General features: G+C 71.3%; 23 protein-coding genes. 10 read left to right on the top strand and 13 right to left on the bottom strand.

Features of this window, described 5'->3' with window-relative positions; translation table 11 throughout:
- Positions 1-30: 30 nt before the first annotated feature.
- Positions 31-879: a menaquinone biosynthetic enzyme MqnA/MqnD family protein gene (locus ACWDGI_RS00475; protein WP_360489078.1), complete on the bottom strand. Its 849-nt coding sequence runs from the start codon at positions 877-879 to the stop codon at positions 31-33.
- A gap of 318 nt (positions 880-1,197) precedes the next feature.
- Here ACWDGI_RS00475 and ACWDGI_RS00470 point away from each other — a divergent pair, with 318 nt between their 5' ends.
- The 4 genes from ACWDGI_RS00470 (at position 1,198) to ACWDGI_RS00455 (ending at position 3,837) form a co-directional block, all read left to right on the top strand.
- Complete coding sequence (locus tag ACWDGI_RS00470) at positions 1,198-1,401, top strand: cold-shock protein (RefSeq protein WP_003992177.1); 204 nt, start codon at positions 1,198-1,200, stop codon at positions 1,399-1,401.
- Positions 1,402-1,868: 467 nt separating this feature from the next.
- On the top strand, positions 1,869-2,516 hold the full coding sequence (locus ACWDGI_RS00465; RefSeq protein ID WP_450753901.1) for a class I SAM-dependent methyltransferase: 648 nt from the start codon (positions 1,869-1,871) through the stop codon (positions 2,514-2,516).
- Between the two features lie 84 nt (positions 2,517-2,600).
- Positions 2,601-3,152: a TetR/AcrR family transcriptional regulator gene (locus ACWDGI_RS00460; protein WP_450753899.1), complete on the top strand. Its 552-nt coding sequence runs from the start codon at positions 2,601-2,603 to the stop codon at positions 3,150-3,152.
- Between the two features lie 10 nt (positions 3,153-3,162).
- The gene (locus tag ACWDGI_RS00455) at positions 3,163-3,837 is read left to right on the top strand and encodes a response regulator (protein ID WP_450753897.1); all 675 of its coding nucleotides are present in this window, start codon (positions 3,163-3,165) and stop codon (positions 3,835-3,837) included.
- A 6-nt stretch (positions 3,838-3,843) separates the two neighbouring features.
- Here the strand turns inward: ACWDGI_RS00455 and ACWDGI_RS00450 are convergent, their stop codons facing one another.
- Positions 3,844-4,716, bottom strand: coding sequence for a sensor histidine kinase (locus ACWDGI_RS00450; protein WP_450753895.1), 873 nt, complete (start codon positions 4,714-4,716; stop codon positions 3,844-3,846).
- Positions 4,717-4,800: 84 nt separating this feature from the next.
- Positions 4,801-6,681 carry an AMP-dependent synthetase/ligase gene (locus tag ACWDGI_RS00445; protein WP_450755239.1) on the bottom strand — a complete coding sequence of 627 codons (1,881 nt, stop codon included), beginning with the start codon at positions 6,679-6,681 and terminating at the stop codon, positions 4,801-4,803.
- 401 nt (positions 6,682-7,082) lie between these two features.
- Between ACWDGI_RS00445 and ACWDGI_RS00440 the strand changes: the two genes are divergently transcribed.
- Positions 7,083-7,928: a MaoC/PaaZ C-terminal domain-containing protein gene (locus ACWDGI_RS00440; RefSeq protein WP_450753893.1), complete on the top strand. Its 846-nt coding sequence runs from the start codon at positions 7,083-7,085 to the stop codon at positions 7,926-7,928.
- A gap of 555 nt (positions 7,929-8,483) precedes the next feature.
- Here the strand turns inward: ACWDGI_RS00440 and ACWDGI_RS00435 are convergent.
- The 8 genes from ACWDGI_RS00435 to ACWDGI_RS00400 form a co-directional block, all read right to left on the bottom strand.
- Positions 8,484-9,197 (bottom strand): TetR/AcrR family transcriptional regulator, encoded by a 714-nt coding sequence (locus ACWDGI_RS00435; RefSeq protein WP_450753891.1) that lies wholly within the window; start codon positions 9,195-9,197, stop codon positions 8,484-8,486.
- Positions 9,198-9,235: 38 nt separating this feature from the next.
- Positions 9,236-9,553, bottom strand: coding sequence for a DUF4229 domain-containing protein (locus ACWDGI_RS00430; RefSeq protein ID WP_450753889.1), 318 nt, complete (start codon positions 9,551-9,553; stop codon positions 9,236-9,238).
- Between the two features lie 75 nt (positions 9,554-9,628).
- Entirely contained in the window at positions 9,629-10,153 is a 525-nt protein-coding gene (locus ACWDGI_RS00425) for an N-acetyltransferase family protein (RefSeq protein ID WP_450753887.1), read from the bottom strand.
- A gap of 234 nt (positions 10,154-10,387) precedes the next feature.
- The gene (mqnE, locus tag ACWDGI_RS00420; RefSeq protein ID WP_384482077.1) at positions 10,388-11,551 is read right to left on the bottom strand and encodes an aminofutalosine synthase MqnE; all 1,164 of its coding nucleotides are present in this window, start codon (positions 11,549-11,551) and stop codon (positions 10,388-10,390) included.
- Between the two features lie 42 nt (positions 11,552-11,593).
- Complete coding sequence (locus ACWDGI_RS00415) at positions 11,594-12,049, bottom strand: Lrp/AsnC family transcriptional regulator (RefSeq protein ID WP_073901832.1); 456 nt, start codon at positions 12,047-12,049, stop codon at positions 11,594-11,596.
- A 134-nt stretch (positions 12,050-12,183) separates the two neighbouring features.
- On the bottom strand, positions 12,184-12,828 hold the full coding sequence (locus ACWDGI_RS00410) for a UbiX family flavin prenyltransferase (RefSeq protein ID WP_360489065.1): 645 nt from the start codon (positions 12,826-12,828) through the stop codon (positions 12,184-12,186).
- Between the two features lie 85 nt (positions 12,829-12,913).
- Positions 12,914-13,816, bottom strand: a complete 903-nt coding sequence (gene mqnP / locus ACWDGI_RS00405; protein WP_450753884.1) for a menaquinone biosynthesis prenyltransferase MqnP — start codon at positions 13,814-13,816, stop codon at positions 12,914-12,916.
- The gene (locus ACWDGI_RS00400; protein ID WP_450753882.1) at positions 13,813-15,264 is read right to left on the bottom strand and encodes a menaquinone biosynthesis decarboxylase; all 1,452 of its coding nucleotides are present in this window, start codon (positions 15,262-15,264) and stop codon (positions 13,813-13,815) included. Before ACWDGI_RS00400 ends, mqnP begins: the two co-directional genes overlap by 4 nt.
- Positions 15,265-15,340: 76 nt before the next feature.
- Here ACWDGI_RS00400 and ACWDGI_RS00395 point away from each other — a divergent pair, with 76 nt between their 5' ends.
- Positions 15,341-15,901 (top strand): TlpA family protein disulfide reductase, encoded by a 561-nt coding sequence (locus ACWDGI_RS00395; RefSeq protein WP_450753880.1) that lies wholly within the window; start codon positions 15,341-15,343, stop codon positions 15,899-15,901.
- Here ACWDGI_RS00395 and ACWDGI_RS00390 read toward each other — a convergent pair whose 3' ends face one another.
- Entirely contained in the window at positions 15,902-16,402 is a 501-nt protein-coding gene (locus ACWDGI_RS00390) for a DUF3515 family protein (RefSeq protein WP_450753878.1), read from the bottom strand.
- 86 nt (positions 16,403-16,488) lie between these two features.
- Here ACWDGI_RS00390 and ACWDGI_RS00385 point away from each other — a divergent pair, with 86 nt between their 5' ends.
- The gene (locus ACWDGI_RS00385; protein WP_450753876.1) at positions 16,489-16,755 is read left to right on the top strand and encodes a PLD nuclease N-terminal domain-containing protein; all 267 of its coding nucleotides are present in this window, start codon (positions 16,489-16,491) and stop codon (positions 16,753-16,755) included.
- Positions 16,756-16,975: 220 nt separating this feature from the next.
- Here the strand turns inward: ACWDGI_RS00385 and ACWDGI_RS00380 are convergent, their stop codons facing one another.
- The gene (locus tag ACWDGI_RS00380) at positions 16,976-17,326 is read right to left on the bottom strand and encodes a winged helix-turn-helix transcriptional regulator (RefSeq protein WP_450753874.1); all 351 of its coding nucleotides are present in this window, start codon (positions 17,324-17,326) and stop codon (positions 16,976-16,978) included.
- 133 nt (positions 17,327-17,459) lie between these two features.
- Between ACWDGI_RS00380 and ACWDGI_RS00375 the strand changes: the two genes are divergently transcribed.
- The 3 genes from ACWDGI_RS00375 (at position 17,460) to ACWDGI_RS00365 (ending at position 20,006) form a co-directional block, all read left to right on the top strand.
- Complete coding sequence (locus ACWDGI_RS00375; protein WP_450753872.1) at positions 17,460-18,110, top strand: FMN-dependent NADH-azoreductase; 651 nt, start codon at positions 17,460-17,462, stop codon at positions 18,108-18,110.
- A gap of 105 nt (positions 18,111-18,215) precedes the next feature.
- Positions 18,216-18,458 (top strand): chaplin, encoded by a 243-nt coding sequence (locus tag ACWDGI_RS00370; protein ID WP_450753870.1) that lies wholly within the window; start codon positions 18,216-18,218, stop codon positions 18,456-18,458.
- A gap of 150 nt (positions 18,459-18,608) precedes the next feature.
- Positions 18,609-20,006, top strand: coding sequence for a purine-cytosine permease family protein (locus tag ACWDGI_RS00365; protein WP_450753869.1), 1,398 nt, complete (start codon positions 18,609-18,611; stop codon positions 20,004-20,006).
- The last annotated feature ends 19 nt before the right edge of the window (positions 20,007-20,025 follow it).

Genomic DNA, 20,025 nt, shown 5'->3' with positions numbered 1-20,025 from the left:
CAGTAAGTCCGGGCAGCAGCCTATTGCCTGTCAGGCTTCCAGCAGATCGACCTTCACATCCGCCGCGAACCCGGTCGTCGGGCCGACCCGGCGGGCGAACTCCTCGACCGCGGCCAGCTGTGGCGCGCCGAAGCTGAAGTCGAGGGTGGTGAAGTACTGGGCCAGGGTCGCCTCGTCGAAGGCCTCCCAGCGGGCGGCCTGTTCGGCGACCTTGGCGACCTCTTCCAGGGAGAGGTTGCGGGAGTCCAGGAAGGCGCCGTGCACCTCGCGGGTGATGTGCGGCTCGCGCTCCAGGTAGTCCCGGCGCGCCGCCCACACCGCGAAGACGAACGGCAGTCCCGTCCACTCCTTCCAGAGCGCGCCGAGGTCGTGCACCTGGAGGCCGAAGCGCGGGGCGTCCAGCAGGTTGGCGCGCAGGGCCGCGTCGCCGATGAGCACCGCCGCCTCCGCCTCCTGCATCATCAGGCTGAGATCGGGCGGGCAGGTGTAGTAGTCGGGCTGGACGCCGTAGCGGTCGGCGAGCAGCAGCTGGGCCAGGCGGACCGAGGTGCGCGAGGTCGAGCCGAGGGCGACCCGGCGGCCGTCCAGCTGGTCCAGCGGCACCTGCGAGACGATCACGCAGGACATCACCGGGCCGTCGCAGCCGACGGCGATGTCCGGGAAGGCCACCAGGTCGCCGGCGTTGCGCAGGAACTCGACGAGGGTGATGGGCCCGATGTCGAGGTCGCCGCGCACCAGCTGCTCGCTGAGCTTCTCAGGGGTGTCCTTGGTCAGCTCGAAGTCGAGAAGGGTGCCGGTTCTCGCGAGCCCCCAGTAGAGGGGCAGGCAGTTCAGGAACTGGATGTGGCCGACGCGCGGCCGGGTGCGAGAATTGTCCACATCGCGACACTAGACCCCATGAGGTACGGTGCTGAGACCGCCCCCGCCGTTGGCGCCGAAGCCACCCCGGGCGTCAACCCACTTGCGAGGCCGTTCAAACGTCCGGGTGACGTGATCTTGGCCTCTGTTGCTTTCGGCTGCCCACATGCTAGGCTCGCCGCAAGTTGCAGTTTGGTTTCCCTTGCAGTACAGAGCCTGCGGAGCATGTAACCGCGGGCTCTCGTCGTTTTCAGACGTATGCAGTTGTGCGGCACTTAGTTTGTTTTCACACTTGCAGGTTCTGGAGCAGGGCGACCCTTTTGAGCCCAAGGAGGGCTTATGGCTACCGGAACCGTTAAGTGGTTCAACGCCGAAAAGGGCTTTGGCTTCATTGCCCAGGAGGGCGGCGGCCCGGACGTCTTCGTTCACTACTCCGCGATCAACGCGAGCGGCTTCCGCTCGCTCGAGGAGAACCAGCAGGTGAGCTTCGACGTCACGCAGGGTCCGAAGGGCCCGCAGGCTGAGAACGTCACCCCCGTCTGATCTCACTGATCCAGACACCCCAGAGTCTGATCTCAGACTGAGTGCAGTACCCAAGGAGCCCCGTGCCTTCCGGCGACGGGGCTCCTGCCTTTTCCCGGCCGCCGTATCGGGGGGCAATTCCGCATTCCCGAGAGCGCCGGCGCCCGGAACCACGTTCGCCCGCGTGACGCGGCACGTTCGGCCAGGCAATCCCCGAAGTCCACGGGTTTCCGTTCTCAGGGGCGAGCGTTGCCAGCGGGGGCCATTGCCCGTGGCCACCGTTGTCCGTGGAGGCCGTTGTTCGTGGCCACCGTTGTCCGTGGGGGTCGTTGCCCGTGGCCACCGTTGTCCGTGGGGGTCGTTGCCCGTGGCCACCGTTGTCCGTGGGGGTCGTTGCCCGTGGCCACCGTTGTCCGTGGGGGCCGTTGCCCGTGGCCACCGTGGCCCGTGGGGGCCGTTGTCAGTGGCGGCCGCTAGCGTCCGCGGGCATGACTGCCGACTTTCTCGCCGCCACCCGTACCTTCTACGACACGATCGCCGAGGACTACGCCGACCACTTCCGTGCGGATCTCGCCGACCGGCCGCTGGAGCGGGCCCTGTTGGCCGCGTTCGCCGAATGGGTCGGCGAGGGCGGTGAGGTGGCCGACCTGGGCTGCGGGCCGGGTCGGGTGACCGCCCGGCTGGCCGGCCTCGGGCTGTCGGTCTTCGGGCTCGACCTGTCCGAGTCGATGCTCGCCGTCGCCCGCCGGGAGAACCCCGGCCTCCGCTTCGTACCGGGCTCGATGCTCGAGCTGGCGGTGGCCGACGGGGCGCTGGACGGGGTGTTGTGCTGGTACTCGTCCATCCACACGCCCGACGAGCGGTTGCCGGCGCTGTTCGGGGAGTTCCGGAGGGTGCTGCGGCCGGACGGCCGGCTGCTGCTCGCGTTCCAGGTGGGTGACGTGGCACGGCGGCTGGAGGAGCCGTGGGGGCATCCGGTGGCGCTGGACTTCGAGCGCCGGCGGCCGGAGACCATGGCACGGCTGCTGACGGAGGCCGGCTTCACGCTCCACTCCAGCACCCTGCGGGAGGCCGACACCGCCCTCGACGAAACGAGCCCGCAGGCGTTCCTGTTCGCACGAGCCGGTACAAAATGAGAAGACTTCCCATTCTGTTACGGTTGCCGCGTTGGGCTGAGGGAGAAGAAGGCGCAGCAGGTCCGGGCGGCGATCTACGACGCCATGATCGCGCTCGCCGAGCGGGACGGGTACGAGGCGGCCACGCTGGAGCAGGTCGCCGAGCGCGCCGAGGTGGCGGTCTCCACGGTCTACCGCTACTTCGCCAACAAGGACGCGATCCTGCTCGACCCCGTCGAACGCACCGTCGGTGTGCTCGCCGGGCTCCTCCGGACCCGGCCCGAGGACGAGGCCGTCGCCGTCTCGCTGGGACGGGTCGTGCGCGCCGCCCTCGACCTGGATCCCGACGAACTGGCCCGGATCCGCCGGCTGCGGGCGCAGCTCGACCGCGCGCCCGGCCCGCGGGCGCGGCTGTGGGACCTGGTGTACCGGGAGCGGCTGCTGCTGGAGGACGCGATCGCCGAGCGCAGCGGCCGGGACCCGCTGTGGAACGCGGCCGCCGCCCACCTCACGCTCACGATCGTCGGCATGGCGCACGACCATGCGCGCGACGCCCTCGACGGGACGGCGCCCGCCGACTACGCGGACCGGATCATCGCGATGCTGCACGAGGGCGCCGAGGCACCGATCCCGGTGCCCGAACGGCGAGCGGGGTAGGGGGCCGCGCATGGCCGACGAACCGATCGACGTGGTGATCGCCGACGACCAGGAGCTGGTGCGGGCCGGCTTCGAGATGATCCTCGACGCCCAGCCGGGCATCCGGGTCGTGGGCGTGGCCCGCGACGGCGCCGAGTGCGTGGAGCTGGCCCGGCGGCTGAAGCCGCACGTCGTACTGGTCGACGTGCGGATGCCCCGGCTGGACGGGCTGGAGGTCACCCGGACGCTGACCGCCGGGCACAACGGCGGCCAGGGGCCGAACGTCGTCGTCATCACCACCTTCGACCAGGACGACTACGTACGGGACGCGCTGCGGTTCGGGGCCTGCGGGTTCCTGCTGAAGGACGCCTCGCCCGCGCTGCTGGTGGAGGCGGTGCGGGCCGCCGCGCGCGGCGACGCGCTGGTCGCGCCGGCCGTCACCGTCCGGCTGCTGCGGGAGCTGCGCGCGGGTCCCGGCCCGGACCCCGGCCCGGACACGGCCGGGCTGAGTGCCCGGGAGACGGAGATCATGCGGCTGGTGGCGGTGGGCCGTACCAACCAGGAGATCGGCGAGGCGCTGTTCCTGTCGCTGTCGTCGGTGAAGACGTATCTGGCCCGGATCCAGTCGAAGACCGGCGCCCGTAACCGGGTGGAGGTCGCGGCCTGGGCCTGGGAGCACGGCGTGGTCACCTCGCGGCACCACTGAGCGGGCTCATCCCGCCAGGCGCACCGGCGGGTCCGCCGGGGAGCGCGGCACGCTGGCGCGGACCTCCCACTGAGCGGGATCCACGGCCCCGGCCCAGAACTCGCCGTCGAGCGCCTCGATGCGCTCCCGCAACCCGATCAGCCCGAGCCCGCTCTGGCCGCCCGCCGGACTGCCGGTACGGCGGTGGGCCAGGCTGTTGGTGACCGTGACATGGAGCCAGTCCGGGTCGGCGTCCAGCCGTACGACGACCCGCTCGCCGGGGGCATGGCGGTGCACGTTGGTGAGGGCCTCCTGGACCACCCGGTACACGGAGGTCTCGACCTCGGGGCTGAACCTGCTGGTCCGGGCGGCAACGCCGGCTTCGAACCGGGCGGCGGGGGCGTCGGGGCGGCGCCCGGAGAAGTCGGTGACGAGGTCGCCGAGGCCGGAGAGCAGGTCGGCGGGGCGCAGGGCCTGGTGGTTGTCCTCGCGCAGGACGCGGACCAGACGCCGCATCGACTCCAGGGTCTCCGTCCCGGACCGGGCGATCGCCTCCAGGGCCGGATCGACCTTCTCCGGCGCCGTCGCGTGCACGGTCCGGGCCGCGTTGGCCTGCACGATGATCCCCGTCATGTGATGGGCGATGAGGTCGTGCAGGTCACGGGCGAGGGCGAGCCGCTCGGCGTACCGCACGTCCTGGACGGCCCGCTGTCTGCGGGCCTCCATGGCGCGCAGGAAGCACCCGATGAGGACCGCCAGGGCGAGGGCGACCGTCAGCACGTACTGCCCGGCCACCAAAGTGGCCACCGTACGGCCGCGCAGCGGCAGCATCAGCACGGCGGCGACCAGGGCGGCGACGGTCCATGCCGCGGTGCGGTCGGACTCGGTCTCGGCGAGCACCCGGACGATCAGGAACAGCAGCGCGAGGGTTTCGTCGTGAAGCCGGCCGAGACCTGCCCGAGGGGGCCCTGAGCGCTCCGCGGGCTACCTCTCCTTCGTGTAGAGGCTCTCGATCTCGGTCGCGAAGTCCTTCATGACCGCGTCCCGGCGGAGCTTCATCGAGGGGGTCAGATGCCCGGCCTCCTCGGTGAAGTCGACGGGGAGCATCGCGAAGCGGCGGATCGACTCGGGGCGCGAGACCAGCTTGTTGGCCTCGTCGACGGCCCGTTGCAGGATCGCCTGCAACTCCAGGTCGTCCAGCAGGAGTTCCGGGGGCACCGGGTGCTTGCCGTTCATCTGGCGCCAGTGGGTGAGGCCGTCCCGGTCGAGGGTGATCAGCGCGCTGACGTACGGCAGTCCGTCGCCGACCAGCATCACCTGGGAGATCAGCGGGTGGGAGCGGAGCCAGTTCTCCAGCGGGGCGGGGGCCACCGACTTGCCGCCGGCGGTGATCAGCATCTCCTTCTTGCGGCCGGTGATGGTGAGGTAGCCCTCGTCGTCGAGTTCACCGATGTCGCCGGTGGCCAGCCAGCCGTCCCGGGTCGCCGGGACGACCCCGCCGGCCTGCGGGTCCCAGTAGCCGCGCAGCACATGGTCGCCGGCGACCAGGATCTCGCCGTCGGCGGCGATCCGGACCTTGGTGCCGGGCATCGGCCAGCCGACCGTGCCCAGCCGGGGTTTGAGCGGCGGGGTGACGGTGGTGGCGGCGGTGGTCTCGGTCAGGCCGTAGCCCTCGTAGACCTCGATGCCGGCGCCGGCGTAGAACGCGGCGAGCCGGCGGCCCAGCGGGGAGCCTCCGCAGATGATGTGCCGGACCCGGCCGCCCATGGCGGCACGGATACGGCGGTACACCAGCGGGTCGTAGAAGGCGCGGGCGGTCTTCAGGGCGCGGCCGGGGCCGCTGCCGGTGCCGGTCTGTCTGGCCTCCAGGGCCTCACCGTACCGCTGGGCGACCGCGGTGGCCCGGTCGAAGACCGCGACCCGCCCGCCCGCCTCCGCCTTCGCCCGGGCGGAGTTGAAGACCTTCTCCAGCATGTAGGGGATGGTGAGCAGACAGGTCGGCTTGAAGGCGGCCAGATCCGGGAGCAGGTCCTCGGCCTTGAGGCTGGGGGCGTGGCCGAGGCGGACCCCGGCGCGGATGCAGGCGATCGCCACCATCCGCCCGAAGACGTGGGACATGGGCAGGAAGAGGAGGACGGAGACCTCCTCGTCGTTGCGGGCCTTGAAGATCGGGTAGAGGAGTTCGATCGCGTTGTCGACCTCGGCGAAGAAGTTGCCGTGCGAGAGCGCGCAGCCCTTGGGGCGGCCGGTGGTGCCCGAGGTGTAGATGAGGGTGGCGAGGGTGTCGGGGCCCAGCATGCCGCGCCGTACGCCCACCTCGGCCTCCGGCACCTGCGCACCGGCCTCCGCGAGCCGGTCCACGTGCCCCTTCTCCATCACCCACAGGTGGCGCAGGTCGGGCAGCCGGTCCAGTTCGGGACCGAGCGCGGCGGCCTGTCCGGAGGTCTCGGTGACCAGGGCCACGGCACCGGAGTCGTGCAGGATCCAGCGGGTCTGGAAGACCGACGAGGTCGGGTAGACCGGGACGGTCACCAGGCCGGCCGCCCAGGCGCCGAAGTCGAGGAGCGTCCACTCGTACGTCGTCCGGGCCATGACGGCGATCCGGTCGCCCGGCATCAGCCCTTCCGCTATCAGCCCCTTGGCCACCGCCAGCACCTGTGCGGCGAACTGGGCGGCCGTCACCTGCTCCCAACGGCCCTCACCCGTGGCCGGCTTGCGGCTGAGCACGATCGTGCCGGGCTCCAACTCCGCGTTCTCGAACGGCAGGTCGGCGAGCGAGCCGTGCCGGACCGGCGGCGCGAACGGCGGTACGGAGGCTTCCCGCACCACTCCGTCCAGCCGCTGGACGTGGGGTTCGACCAGGATCGGCTTCCCGTCGTAGTCCGTGGCCTGGACCGCGGCGCCCGGTGAGACAGGGACGGCGTTCTGGAAAGACGAAGTGGACACGGGGCGGCTCCTCGGGCGTGCAGCGAGTGAACTGCTTGCTGCATGTCGTACGCGCCTCGCGCACCGAGGCGTTCACCGGGGCCGGGCCTCAGCATGGCGTTACCGGCGGTTAGGTCTGGAGATCGTACGGGGCCGCTGTGGCGGGGATGTGGGGTTTCGGGGATGGTCCGGGGCCGGGCCTGTGCAATCCCGGAGGTTACGTGAGGGTCTCTCACATTAGGCCCCACTTCCGGACCTTTACAGCCGTGACATAGACTTACCTTCGGTAACCTTACTCCAAAGTAAGCACTTGGGGGCCAAAACCTCGCCGGCGTTGAAAGGTGAACCCCGTGATCGTGCTCAGCAGCGCACCCTCCCTCACGCCGCTTCTCGCGCGCGGTGCCCTGCTGTCGCCGTTCAAGAAGCCCGCCGCCGGTGCCGCGTTCCCCCGTACCCGGCTGGTCCTTCCCGGGCTTCGGCCCGAACTCGGCAGGCTCGCCGCCTACGAACGCGTCTGCGGGTTCGCCACCGGCGAGGAGGGCATGCCGGTCACCTATCCGCACGTGCTCGGGTTTCCGCTCGCCATGCGGCTGATGAGTGAGCGGGAGTTCCCGCTGCCCCTGCTGGGGCTCGTGCACACGTCCGTCGAGATCTCCCGGCACGCGGAGATGCCGGCCGGCGGGACGTACGAACTCTCCGTCCATGTCGCCGGGTTGGGCCCGCACCGGCGGGGGACCGAAGCCGTCGTCGTCACCGAGGTGCGGCACGGGGAGGCCGTCGTATGGGAGTCGCGGAGCAGGTATCTGGCGCGGCATCCGACCTCGCGGACGACCGAGGCCGCCCGGGAGGAGCGAGCACCGCTGCCCGCCGTCGCGCAGTGGCGGATCGCCGCCGACGTCGGGCGGCGGTACGGGGCCGCCTCCGGGGACCGGAACCCCATTCATCTGCACCCGCTCACCGCGCGGCTCTTCGGGTTTCCCCGGGCCATCGCGCACGGCATGTGGACCGCGGCCCGGTGTCTCGCCGCCCACGGGGTGCCGGAACGCGCCCGGGTGGAGGCGGAGTTCAGGACGCCGGTACTGCTGCCGGGGACGGTCACCTACGCGGCGGAGGGGGGACGGTTCGAGCTGCGCGGCGCGTCGGGCCGGGTGCACGTGGCGGGCCGTGTCCGACCGCACGCCGGCTGACCAACCCCCCGGCCCCTTCCGGCACAACGGTTTCGACGAGCAGGGCCGGCCACCCACTACCCGTGCCGCTGGGCACCGGCGACCGGGGGGGCGCGTGCGGCGGGAGGCGCGGAAGATTACCCGGCGAGGCACCGACGGCCCGGGGCGCACGCGGCGGGGGGCGGAAGACTGCTGCCGGGCGAGGCCCGACGGCCCGGGGCGCACGCGGCGCGCGGTGGGGGTACAGAAAGAGTGCCGGGCGAGGCACCGGCAGCCCGGGGCGCACGCGGCAGGGGGCGCGGAAGACTGCCGGGCGCGGCACCGACGGCCCGGGGCGCACGCGGCGCGCGGTGGGGGTACAGAAAGAGGGCCGGGCGAGGCACCGGCGGCCCGGGGCGCGCGCGGCGGGGGGCGCGGAAGACTGCCGGGCGCGGCACCGACGGCCCGGGGCGCACGCGGCGCGCGGTGGGGGTGCAGAAAGAGTGCCGGGCTCGGCACCGGCAGCCCAGGGCGCGCACGGCGGGGGGTGCGGGAGGTTGCCCGGTGGGGTGCCGGGCGGTTGTGCCGTGTGGGGTGTCAGCGGCTCGCGCTCGCCCTGCGCCGCTGGGGCGCCGTGCGGGAACCGGCGTCCGCCGTCCCGGCCGGGTCCGGTGGCGTCGGCGCCCAGGGGTGGCCGTCCATCAGGTTGCCCAGGCCCGCCCACGCGAAGTTCATCAGGGTCGTCGCCGCCTCTCGCGCGGTGACACCGGGAGTGACGTTCGCCCAGGCGGCGAGGGACTCGGCGGCACCGACCAGGGCCTCGGCGAGCCCCGCCACCTCGCGCTCGGGCAGATCGGGATCGCGCCGCGCCTCACGGGCGGCGACCACGATGAGCTGGGTCACGAACTCCACGATCTCCGTGCGCATCGCCGCGACCTCGGAGGCGAACCGCTCGCCGTGGGTGCGCGCCTGCAGATGCAGCACCGACCAGCCGTCGGGGTGTTCGGCGGTGTGCGCGAAGAACGCCTCGAGTCCGTCCCAGAGTTGACGGTCGGCGGGCAGGTCCCGGTGCACGCCGCCGCGGACCGCCTCGGTCAGCGCCTTCGACTCACGGCGGATGCACGCCGTGAACAGGTCGTCCTTGGAGTTGAGGTACAGATACACCAACGGCTTGGAGACACCGGCGAGTTCGGCGATCTCGTCCATCGACGCGGCCATGTAGCCGCGCTGCCCGAAGGTTCGCACGGCGGCGTCCAGCATCTGCTGCTCCCGGACCGCCCGCGGCATGCGCTTGGTCTTCACGGCACCCATGGGCAAAGCCTACGGGGGGCCGGCGGCGAGGGAGTCGCTCAGGAAGAGGTCTGGGCCCGTCCCTGGGGCTGCGCCTGCGCCGCCTCGTCGACGACCTCGTCCTCCTGGCTGCGGTTGGCCTCGATGTTGGCCTTCATCCGGTCGACCCGCTGCGAGACCTGTACCGACGCGCGGTCCCGCTCCTTGCGCAGCACGACGAAGCTGATCGGTGCCGACAGGACCAGGGAGAGCAGCAGGACCCACAGGAGGTTGGAGTCGCCGAAGCCACGCGGGAACGCGCCGGCGTAGACCAGGCCCCAGACGACAAGGAGGCAGCCCGCGAAGATACCGAGGCGCATCAGCGTGTAGCGGAGCATCTCAATCCAGTCTTCCGATGACGAAAAGGGGCACCGTCCAGTGAAGCACGGCCCGGGGCCGATCTTGCAGCGGGGTCAGACGAGCGGCAGCAGCATGGTGATGTCGTCGCGGTCGTCGCCCGGGGCCACGCGGATCGCGGCGGGGACGCGGCCGACCTCCTGGTAGCCGCAGGAGCCGTAGAACTTCTCCAGGCCGTGGCCGCCGCGGCAGCCGAGGCGTATCGCGGCTATGCCGTCGAAGCCGCGGGCCGCGTCGGCGGCGGCCGCGAGGAGGTCCCGGCCGTAGCCCTGCCCCTGGTGCTTCGGGTGCACCATCACCGTGTACAGCCACACCCAGTGCTTCATGAGGCGGTGGGTGTTGAAGGAGAAGAAGGCGGTGGCCGCGACGGTACCGGCCTCGTCGTGGCCGACGAGGAGCCGGTTGCGGCCCTCGGCCATGGCGACGAAGTGCTTGACCAGCTCCGGGCGGATCTCCCCGGGGGTCACCGGGGCGACGAACCCGACGGCTCCACCGGCGTTGGACACGTCCGTCCAGAGGTCGAGGATGCCGTCACGGAGGGCGGGGGTGACAGCCGGGTCCAGGGTAAAGGTAAGGGACACGTCAGGATGCTATCCCTTACACGGAGGCGGGTGCGACGACCATTCACCATGCGGACCGGGGTGCGCTGTCGACTGCGGGTGCGTCGCGGCTTGTCGCGCAGTTCCCCGCGCCTCCAAGGGGGCGCACTGCAGCGGGCCTTCTTTCAGGGGCGCGGGGAACTGCGCGATCAGCCCCCACGCACCCGCACCCGCACCCGCACCCGCACCCGCACCCGGGAACGCCCCCCGGCTCCCTCAGACCCGCATCGGCTGCGGAGACTCCCGGCGCGCCGGGTCGGGGCCGTCGTACTCGCGGATGATCTCGTAGCGCGTGTTCCGCTCCACCGGGCGGAAGCCCGCGTCGCGGATGAGGTCCAGCAGGTCCTCGCGGGTCAGCTTGTTCGGCGTGCCGTAGTTGTCCGCGTCGTGAGTGATCTTGTACTCGACGACCGACCCGTCCATGTCGTCGGCGCCGTGCTGGAGCGCCAGCTGCGCCGTCTGGACGCCGTGCATGACCCAGAAGACCTTGACGTGCGGCACATTGTCGAAGAGGAGACGCGAGACCGCGAAGGTCTTGAGGGCCTCCGCGCCGGTCGCCATCTGGGTGCGCGCCTGGAGCCGGTTGCGGACCTTGCCGTCCTTCATGTCCACGAAGTCGTGCTGGTAGCGGAGCGGGATGAAGACCTGGAAGCCGTTCGTCTCGTCCTGGAGTTCGCGGAGCCGGAGCACGTGGTCGACCCGGTGGCGGGGCTCCTCGATGTGGCCGTAGAGCATCGTGCAGGGCGTCTTGAGGCCCTTCTCGTGCGCCAGCCGGTGGATCCGGGACCAGTCCTCCCAGTGGGTGCGGTGGTCCACGATGTGCCGGCGGACCTCCCAGTCGAAGATCTCCGCGCCGCCGCCGGTGAGGGACTCCAGGCCCGCGTCGATCAGCTCGTCGAGGATCTCCGAGGCCGACAGCCCGCTGATCGTCTCGAAATGGTGGATCTCGGTGGCCGTGAAGGCCTTGAGGGAGACGTCCGGCAGGGCCGCCTTCAGCTCCCGCAGCGACCGCGGGTAGTACCGCCACGGCAGGTTCGGGTGCAGCCCGTTGACGATGTGCAGCTCGGTGAGGTTCTCGCCCTCCATCGCCTTGGCGAGCTTCACCGCCTCCTCGATGCGCATCGTGTACGCGTCCTTCTCGCCCGGCTTGCGCTGGAACGAGCAGTACGCGCAGGACGCGGTGCACACGTTGGTCATGTTGAGGTGACGGTTGACGTTGAAGTGGACGACGTCACCGTTCTTCCGCGTCCGCACCTCGTGCGCGAGGCCGCCCAGCCAGGCCAGGTCGTCCGACTCGTACAGCGCGATGCCGTCCTCGCGGGTCAGCCGCTCACCGGCCCTGACCTTCTCCTCCAGCTCACGCTTGAGCCCGACGTCCATGCCCACACCTTTCGTCACGACCACGACCACCCCACCGTACGGCTAGACCTCTTCGGGCAGTTCCCCGACCCGGTTCTCCCACTTCGTGGACAGCACGATGGTGGTACGGGTCCGGGAGACGCCCTTGGTCCCGGACAGCCGCCGGATGGTCTTCTCCAGGCCGTCGACGTCCGTCGAGCGCACCTTGAGCATGAAGGAGTCGTCGCCGGCGATGAACCAGCAGTCCTCGATCTCCGGCAGGTCCCGCAGCCGCTGCGCCACGTCCTCGTGGTCGGCCGCGTCGGACAGGGAGATGCCGATCAGGGCGATGACACCGAGGCCGAGCGAGGCCGCGTTCACGGTGGCGCGGTAGCCGGTGATGACACCGGCCGCCTCCAGCCGGTTGATGCGGTCGGTGACGCTTGGTCCCGACAGTCCGACGAGGCGCCCCAGCTCCGCGTACGAGGCCCGGCCGTTCTCCCTCAGGGCCTGGATGAGCTGCCTGTCCACGGCGTCCATGCGATCGAAGCCTTCCGCTGAAAGTTCCCGAAGTAGATGAGAGGTACTGCAGAGGTGGTGCCGGGTGATGCCGGGTGGTGCTGCCCCGGTGGTGCCGGGTGGTGCCGGGTGGTGCCGGGTGGTGCAGGGGCCTGCTACCTGCTGCCGCCCCCGAGGTCGCCCTCCCAGCGGCGGTACAGCCGGTGCCCCACACCGGCCGCGTCCAGCACCCGCCCGGCGACGAAGTCCACCAGGTCCTGGATGTGCGTCGCGCCCGCGTAGAACGCCGGGGAGGTGGGGACGACGACCGCCCCCAGGTCGTCCAGGGTGACGAGGTGCCGCAGGGTCTGGCCGTTCAGCGGGGTCTCGCGGACGGCGACGACGAGCGGCCGGCGCTCCTTCAGGTTGACACTGGCCGCCCGCTGGAGCAGGTCCTTGGAGAGCCCGAGCGCGACCCCGGCGACGGCGGCGGTGGAGGCCGGCACGATCAGCATGCCCTTGGTCCGGTACGACCCCGAGGACGGCCCGGCGGCCAGGTCCCCGGCGTTCCAGTACCGCACCCGCGCCAGGTCCGCCTGGAAGGTCCCCGGCTTGCCGTCGGCCCCCCGGGCCAGCCACTCCCCCAGGTCGTCCTGCCAGTGCGCGTCCCGGAAGGAGATCCCGGTCTCGTCCAGCAGGGTGAGCCGCGACGCCCGGCTGACCACCAGGTCCACGCTCTCGCCCGCGTCCAGCAGCGCACGCAGCACAGCGGCCGCGTACGGCGTACCGGACGCCCCGGACACCCCCACGATCCAAGGCACGCGCTGTGTTTCTCCTGCGTTCACACCTTGAGCGTACCGGCGCGCCCGACCGAGTTCAGGACGGGGCCGCGGTGGCCGACGGTACTCAGACCGTCAGGCCCCGGACCAGCAGGTCCAGCAGGGCGCACACGAAGAGGGCAATGCCGATGAACCCGTTGACGCTGAAGAAGGCGCGGTTGAGGCGGGAGAGGTCGTGCGGGCGGACGATGGAGTGCTCGTAGGCGAAGGCGCCGGCGACGATCACCAGGCCCAGCCAGAAGAACCCGCCCGCGTGCGTCGCCACGGCGTACCAGACGAACAGGGCCGTCGTGACCAGGTGGCAGGCGCGGGCGCCCCAGATCGCGGCCGGGATGCCGAAGCGGGCCGGGACCGACCTGACGCCGATCTCGCGGTCGGTCGTCACGTCCTGGCAGGCGTAGATCAGGTCGAAGCCGCCGATCCAGATGCCGACCGCGAGGCCGAGGATCACCGCGTCCCAGGACCACTCGCCGGTGATCGCCAGCCAGCCGCCGATCGGGCCCATGGCCTGGGCGAGACCCAGGATGGCCTGCGGGAAGTTCGTGAACCGCTTGCCGTAGGGGTAGACCACCATCGGGATCACCGCGACGGGGGCGAGGGCCAGGCAGAGCGGGTTGAGGAGGGCCGCGGCGCCGAGGAAGACCACCACCGCGATCAGCGCGCCGGTCCAGGCGTGCTTCACGCTCATCGCGCCGGTGACCAGCTCACGGTGGGCCGTGCGCGGGTTCCGGGCGTCGATCTCGCGGTCGATGATCCGGTTCACGGCCATCGCGAAGGTACGCAGGCCGACCATGCAGATCGTGACCAGGAGCAGCCGCGCCCAGTGGATGTTCCTGTCCCACTCGAACATCGCGGTCAGCGCGGCGATGTACGCGAAGGGCAGGGCGAAGACCGAGTGCTCGATCATCACCAGACGGAGGAAGGCTTTCGTGCGTCCCGGCTGCGGGAGCGCTGCGGAAGCGGAGCTCACAGTCCGTACTCCTTCCAGCGGCGGTCGACCGTCGCCGCCGTATCCGGGTCCGACAGGACCATCTCCGGCCAGCCCCCGTCCCTGGTGTAGCCCTCCTCGGGCCACTTCCTGGTCGCGTCGATGCCCGCCTTGCCGCCCCAGAACTGCTGGTAGGAGGCGTGGTCGAGATGGTCGACGGGGCCCTCCACGACCGTGAGGTCACGGGCGTAGTCGGTGTTTCCGAGGGCTCGCCAGGCGACCTCGTGCAGGTCGTGGACGTCGCAGTCGGAGTCGACGACCACGATGAGCTTGGTGAGGGACATCATGTGCGCCCCCCAGACCGCGTGCATGACCTTCTGCGCGTGCTTCGGGTACTTCTTGTCGATCGAGACGATCGCACAGTTGTGGAAACCGCCGGCCTCGGGGAGGTGGTAGTCCACGATGTCCGGGACGATGATCTTCAGGAGGGGCAGGAAGAAGCGCTCGGTGGCGCGGCCGAGGGGGCCGTCCTCCGTCGGGGGGCGGCCGACCACGATCGACTGCAGGAGCGGGCGCTTCCGCATCGTCACGCAGTCGATGGTCAGCGCCGGGAACGGCTCCTGCGGGGTGTAGAAGCCGGTGTGGTCGCCGAAGGGGCCCTCGGGGAGCATCTCGCCCGGCTCCAGCCAGCCCTCCAGGACGACCTCGGCATTGGCCGGGACCTGGAGCGGGACCGTCTTGCAGTCGACCATCTCGATCCGCCGGCCCGCGATGAACCCGGCGAACAGGTACTCGTCGATGTCGCCGGGGAGCGGGGCGGTGGAGGCGTAGGTGACGGCGGGCGGGCAGCCGAAGGCGATCGCGACGGGCAGCCGCTCGCCCCTGCGGGCCGCCACCTGGTAGTGGTTGCGGCTGTCCTTGTGGATCTGCCAGTGCATGCCGATGGTGTTCCGGTCGTGCCGCTGGAGCCGGTACAGGCCCAGGTTGCGGATGCCGGACTCGGGGTCCCTGGTGTGGGTCAGGCCCAGGTTGAAGAAGGAGCCGCCGTCCTGCGGCCAGGTGAACAGGGCCGGCAGCTGGTCCAGGTCGACGTCGTCGCCGTGCAGGACGACCTCCTGGACCGGCGCTTCCTTGACCTTCTTCGGCGGTACGTGGGCCATCGCGCCGAGCTTCCCGAACGCCTCCCGCACACCGACGAAGCCGTGCGGGAGTTCGGGGCGCAGCAGCCCGCCGATCTTCTCGGAGATCTCGCCGTACGACTTCAGGCCGAGGGCCTTGAGCAGGCGCCGGTCGGTGCCGAAGACGTTCATCGCGAGGGGCATGCTGGAGCCGCGCACGTTCTCGAAGAGCAGCGCCGGTCCGCCCGCCTTCTGCACCCGGTCGACGATCTCCCCGACCTCCAGATACGGGTCGACCTCGGCCTTGACACGCTTGAGGTCTCCCTCGCGCTCCAGTGCCCGGAGCAGGGAGCGAAGATCGTCGTAAGCCATGCGTCCCAGTATCGGCCACCCGGGGCCCGGGCCCGGTCACCGCCCCCTGCGATACCCCCTGCGATACTCGTCGGCCATGATCGTCCGCCGCCGGATACGCCGGTTACCGCTGCTCGCCCTGCTGCTCGTGCTCGCCGCCTGTGCGCCGCGCCAGGACACCGGCGGCTCGCCGGTCTCCCCGCTGACCCGCGTGCCGGCCGCCGACCGCGAGGCCGCCCCCGACCTGTCGGGCAGCGGCCTGGACGGCAGGGCGGTACGGCTCGCCGACTACCGGGGCAAGGTCGTCGTCCTGAACGTGTGGGCGTCCTGGTGCGGGCCCTGCCGGGCCGAGGCGCCCGAACTGTCCAAGGTTCAGCAGGAGTTGGCGGCCAAGGGGGTCCAGGTGTTCGGGGTGGACACGGACGCCCGGCGGGACAAGGGGCGGTCGTTCGAGCGGACGCACGGGCTGGCCTACCCGAGTCTGCACGACCCCGGCAGCCGCAAGCTGCTCCGGCTGCCCCGGGGCTACGCGCCGCAGGCGCTGCCGTACACCCTCTTCATCGACCGGGACGGGAGGATCGCCGCGAAGTACCTGAGCCCGCTCACGGCGGCGGACGTGCGCACCGTCGTCCAGCCGCTGCTGGCCGAGAAGACGTGACTAGTCACCGTTGCTCTCAAGGCACTTGGCGCTCGCCCTGACGGGCGCCACCAGGTGGCTGAGGTCCAGCAGCACCGCGTCCGGGCGGGTCACCGAGTCCGCGATCGAGACCTCCACGGCCGGGCTGCGGCCGTAGGTGACGAGGTACTTGCGGTCCCCGCTGCGGTCCCCCGCCCGGTCCCGCCACACCCAGTCCACGCCGTCCACGCTGACGCACGCGTCCGTCGTCGGGGCGGGCGGGGTGAGGCCGCAGCGCAGCTCCACCGCGCCGTGGCCCCAGACCGCGAGGCCCTCGAAGGTGACCGGGTCCCGGTCGGCGCCGCCGAGGCGGTCGGGGTAGCGGTCGGCGATCCGCGCGCACGCCGGGTCCTTCGCCAGCGGTCCCTGTGCCAGGCCGAACACCGGCGAACTCAGCTCGTACGCCACCAGTCCGGCACCGGCCAGCAGACCGGCCGCGACCACACCGGCCGCCGTCCGCCCCCGGCGAGACCACCTACGCACCCTCACGGATCCCCCTCAGAATCGAGGGGGCCCATCATGCCCACGGCCCCGGCGGCGGACGCCGGCCACCCGCTACTCTGGCCGCCATGCTCAGGTATCTGCCTTTTCTGCTGGTCCTCGCGCTGTGGATCTACGCCTTCGTGGACTGCCTGAACACCCCCGAGGACGAGGTCCGTGCCCTGCCGAAACTGGTGTGGGTGCTGATCATCCTGCTCTTCGGCGAGGTGCTGGTCGGCCCGGTGGCCTGGCTGATCGCGGGCAGGGCCCGGCAGCCCCGGGAGCGGTGGGTCGCGCCGGACGACAACCCGGAGTTCCTGAAGTCCCTGAAGCCGGAGGATCCGCGCACCGACTGACCGGTCGCGTCCCGCCGGACCACCGCCCCGACCTGAGCCGCGGTCAGCTCCCGCTGGAACACCCGCACCTGCTTGACCGAGCCCGGGAACCAGTCGGAGGGGCCGCCACCCGTCTCGGCCGCCGACGAGCCCCGACCAGGACACCCACCACCCGAGCTACCGGCGCAGCTTCACGGACTACGCGGTGCTGGAGCCGGAGGGCGCGCGGCCCTGAGGCGGGTCAGCAGGGCGCATCGGGCAGGTGTTCCTTCGCCCATTCGCCGAGTTCCTTCAGCGACGGCTCGAGCGCGGCGCCCGCCGCGGTCAGGCGGTAGGAGACCCGCAGCGGCGGGCCCTCGTCGACCTCGCGCACGACGAGTCCGGCGGCGCCGAGTTCGGTGAGCCGGTCGGAGAGCATGCGTTCGCTGATGCCGGGGATGGCGCGGCGCAGGTTGGCGAAGTGGGTCGGCTGATCCATCAGGACGGACAGGATCGGGCCGTTCCAGCGCTTTCCCAGCACCTGGAAGACGCGCGTGATGCCGACATCCACACCTTTGCACTGCTCCGGGTCGTGCACCTGGTCCACCGCCATGGAATCAGGGTACAGGTCCATCACGGGGCGGGGCTGAAAAAAAGTAAGCACCTGTGTTATCTATAGCTGAGTACGAATTCTCAGCCCCTCGCGTCTCGCGCCGGGCTCGCTACCCCTGTGTCTGGAGACACCCATGGCCACCCTTCTCCACATCGACTCGTCGCTCATGCCGGGCGCGGCGTCCGCCTCCCGTGCCGTCACCGAGGCCTTCCGCACGGCATGGGAGGAGCAGCACCCCGACGGCACGGTGATCTACCGCGACCTGGCGGCGAACCCGGTGCCGCACATCACCGCGGCCTCCCACAGCGCCGGTTTCGTCGACCCCGCCACCCACTCCCCCGAGCAGGCGGCGGCCTTCGCCGACCGTGTGCAGCTGATCGAGGAGCTGGAGCGGGCGGACGCGATCCTCATAGGCGCGCCGATGTACAACTTCACGATCCCGTCGACGCTCAAGGCGTGGCTGGACAACGTGGTCCTGTTCAACCGCACGATGGGCGAGAACCCCTCCGCCAAGGGCACCCCGGTCACCGTCGTGGCCAGCCGCGGCGGTTCGTACGCGCCGGGCACCCCGCGGGAGCCGTTCGAGTACGTGCAGAACTACCTGAGCGCGGTCCTGGCCGACGGTCTCGGCCTCGAAGTCGACTTCATCGTGCCGGAACTGACGATGGCTCCGCAGAACCCGGCCATGGCCGAGCTCGTGCCGCTCTACGAGGCCTCCCGCGACCGCGCCCTCCAGGAGGCGGCCGACAAGGCGAAGGACCTGGCCGGCCGCCTCGCCGCGTAGCGACCCCGGCGGAGCGGTTTGGGCCGATCGGCCCAGCTCCGGATGCGGGCCCGGTGGCGGGCGGTTGTGATGGACGCGTTGTCACCTCGCTACCAAGGAGCCTTCATGCGCATCCGAGCCATCGCCGCCACCGGCGCCCTCGCCACCGCCCTCGTCCTCGGCGGCACCACCGCCGCCTTCGCCGACAACGGTGCCGACGCCACGGGCTCCGCGGCCAACAGCCCGGGCGTGGTGTCGGGCAACGTCATCCAGCTCCCGATCGAAGTTCCGGTCAACGCGTGCGGCGACAGCATCAGCGTGATCGGCCTGCTCAACCCGGCGGCCGCCAGCTCCTGCACCAACGGCTGACCCGGCCGGAGCACCGCCCGCGGAAGCTTCCGGAGGACCGACCCGCCTCCGGAAGCTTCCGCATGCGTGCAGCTTGTACGCCGGTGAGCCGTCCGAGACGGACAATGCGCCCCTGGGCCGGACCGGACGCGAACCCGACACTTACCTCGTATGACGACTGCTCCCGCCGGTTCCACCACCAGTATCGCGCCCGAGTACGGCGACCGGGTCATCGCCGTGGAGGCGGCGGGCTCGGAACCGATCCCCGACGCCGAACGCCACGGCGGCCCGCTCCAGCTCCTGTGGACCTGGGCCTCTCCCAACATCGAGTTCGCGACCGTCTACATCGGCGTGATCGCGGTCCTCTTCTTCGGCCTGGACTTCTGGACGGCCACCGCCGCGATCCTGCTGGGCACCGCGATCGGCGCGGTCACCCAGGGCGTGCTGTCGCTGGACGGGCCACGGTTCGGCGTCCCGCAGATGGTGGTCGGCCGCTTCTCCTTCGGTCACCTCGGCAACATCCTGCCCTCCGCCGCCAACGGCCTGCTCGCGGGCGTCGGCTGGTTCGCGGTGAACAGCGTGAGCGCGGCCTTCGCCCTGAACACGCTGACCGGGCTGCGACCGCTCCCCTCCCTGCTCCTCGTCGTGGTCGCGGAGATCCTGATCGGCTTCATCGGCCACAACTTCGTGCACACCTTCGAGAAGTACGCGTTCCCGGCCCTCGCGGTGATCTTCCTGCTGGCCGGGGTGTGGACCTTCAAGGACGCGGACCTCGGCGGGGGCGGCTCGGGCGGCGGTGTCGGCGGCTTCCTGCTCGCGTTCAGCGCGGCCTGGGGGTACGCGGCCGGCTGGAACCCGTACGCCACGGACTACTCGCGCTACCTCCCGCGCACCGCGAACAAGGTCAGGACGATCCTCTACCCGGCGCTGGGCCTGTTCGTGTCGGTCTCGATCGTCGCCGTCGTCGGCGCCGCCTCGGCCACGATCATCGCCCCGAAGGACGCCACCCCGACGGCGGCCTTCACCGGTCACCTGCCCGGCTGGCTCGGCGACCTCGTCCTGCTCGCCATCATGCTCGGCGGGGTCTCGGCGAACGCCCTCAACGTGTACTCCGGGGCGATCTCCATCGCCTCCTTCGGCCTGAAGCTCCCCACCTGGCTGAGCCGCAGCGCGCTCGTCGTGGTGTCGGGCATCGCCGGTACGGCGGCGGCCTGGGCCTCGCTGGACGACGCGGGGGCCGCGTACGAGGCGTTCCTGCTGGTCATCGCGTACTGGGTGGCGCCCTGGCTGGGTGTCGTCCTGGTCGAGCGGTGGCTCCAGCGCCGTACCGCGACCGACGAGCAGCTCGCCGCCCGCCTGACCGACCGCTCCTTCACCAACTGGCCGGGGCTCGCGTCCCTGTTGACCGGTGTCGCGGTCTCCGTGCCGCTCTTCTCCAACCAGGAGGACTACGTGGGCTGGGTGCCCGAGCACCACCCCGCCTTCGGCGACATCACGCCGGTCGTCGGCTTCGCGGTGAGCGCGCTGCTGTACGCGGCGCTGCGGGGCCGGGTCCGGCGGACACCGTGACCCGGCCCGGCCGACCGGG

It is taken from the genome of Streptomyces sp. NPDC001220, from assembly GCF_053597895.1.
This window is presented reverse-complemented; position numbering and strand designations above follow the sequence as displayed.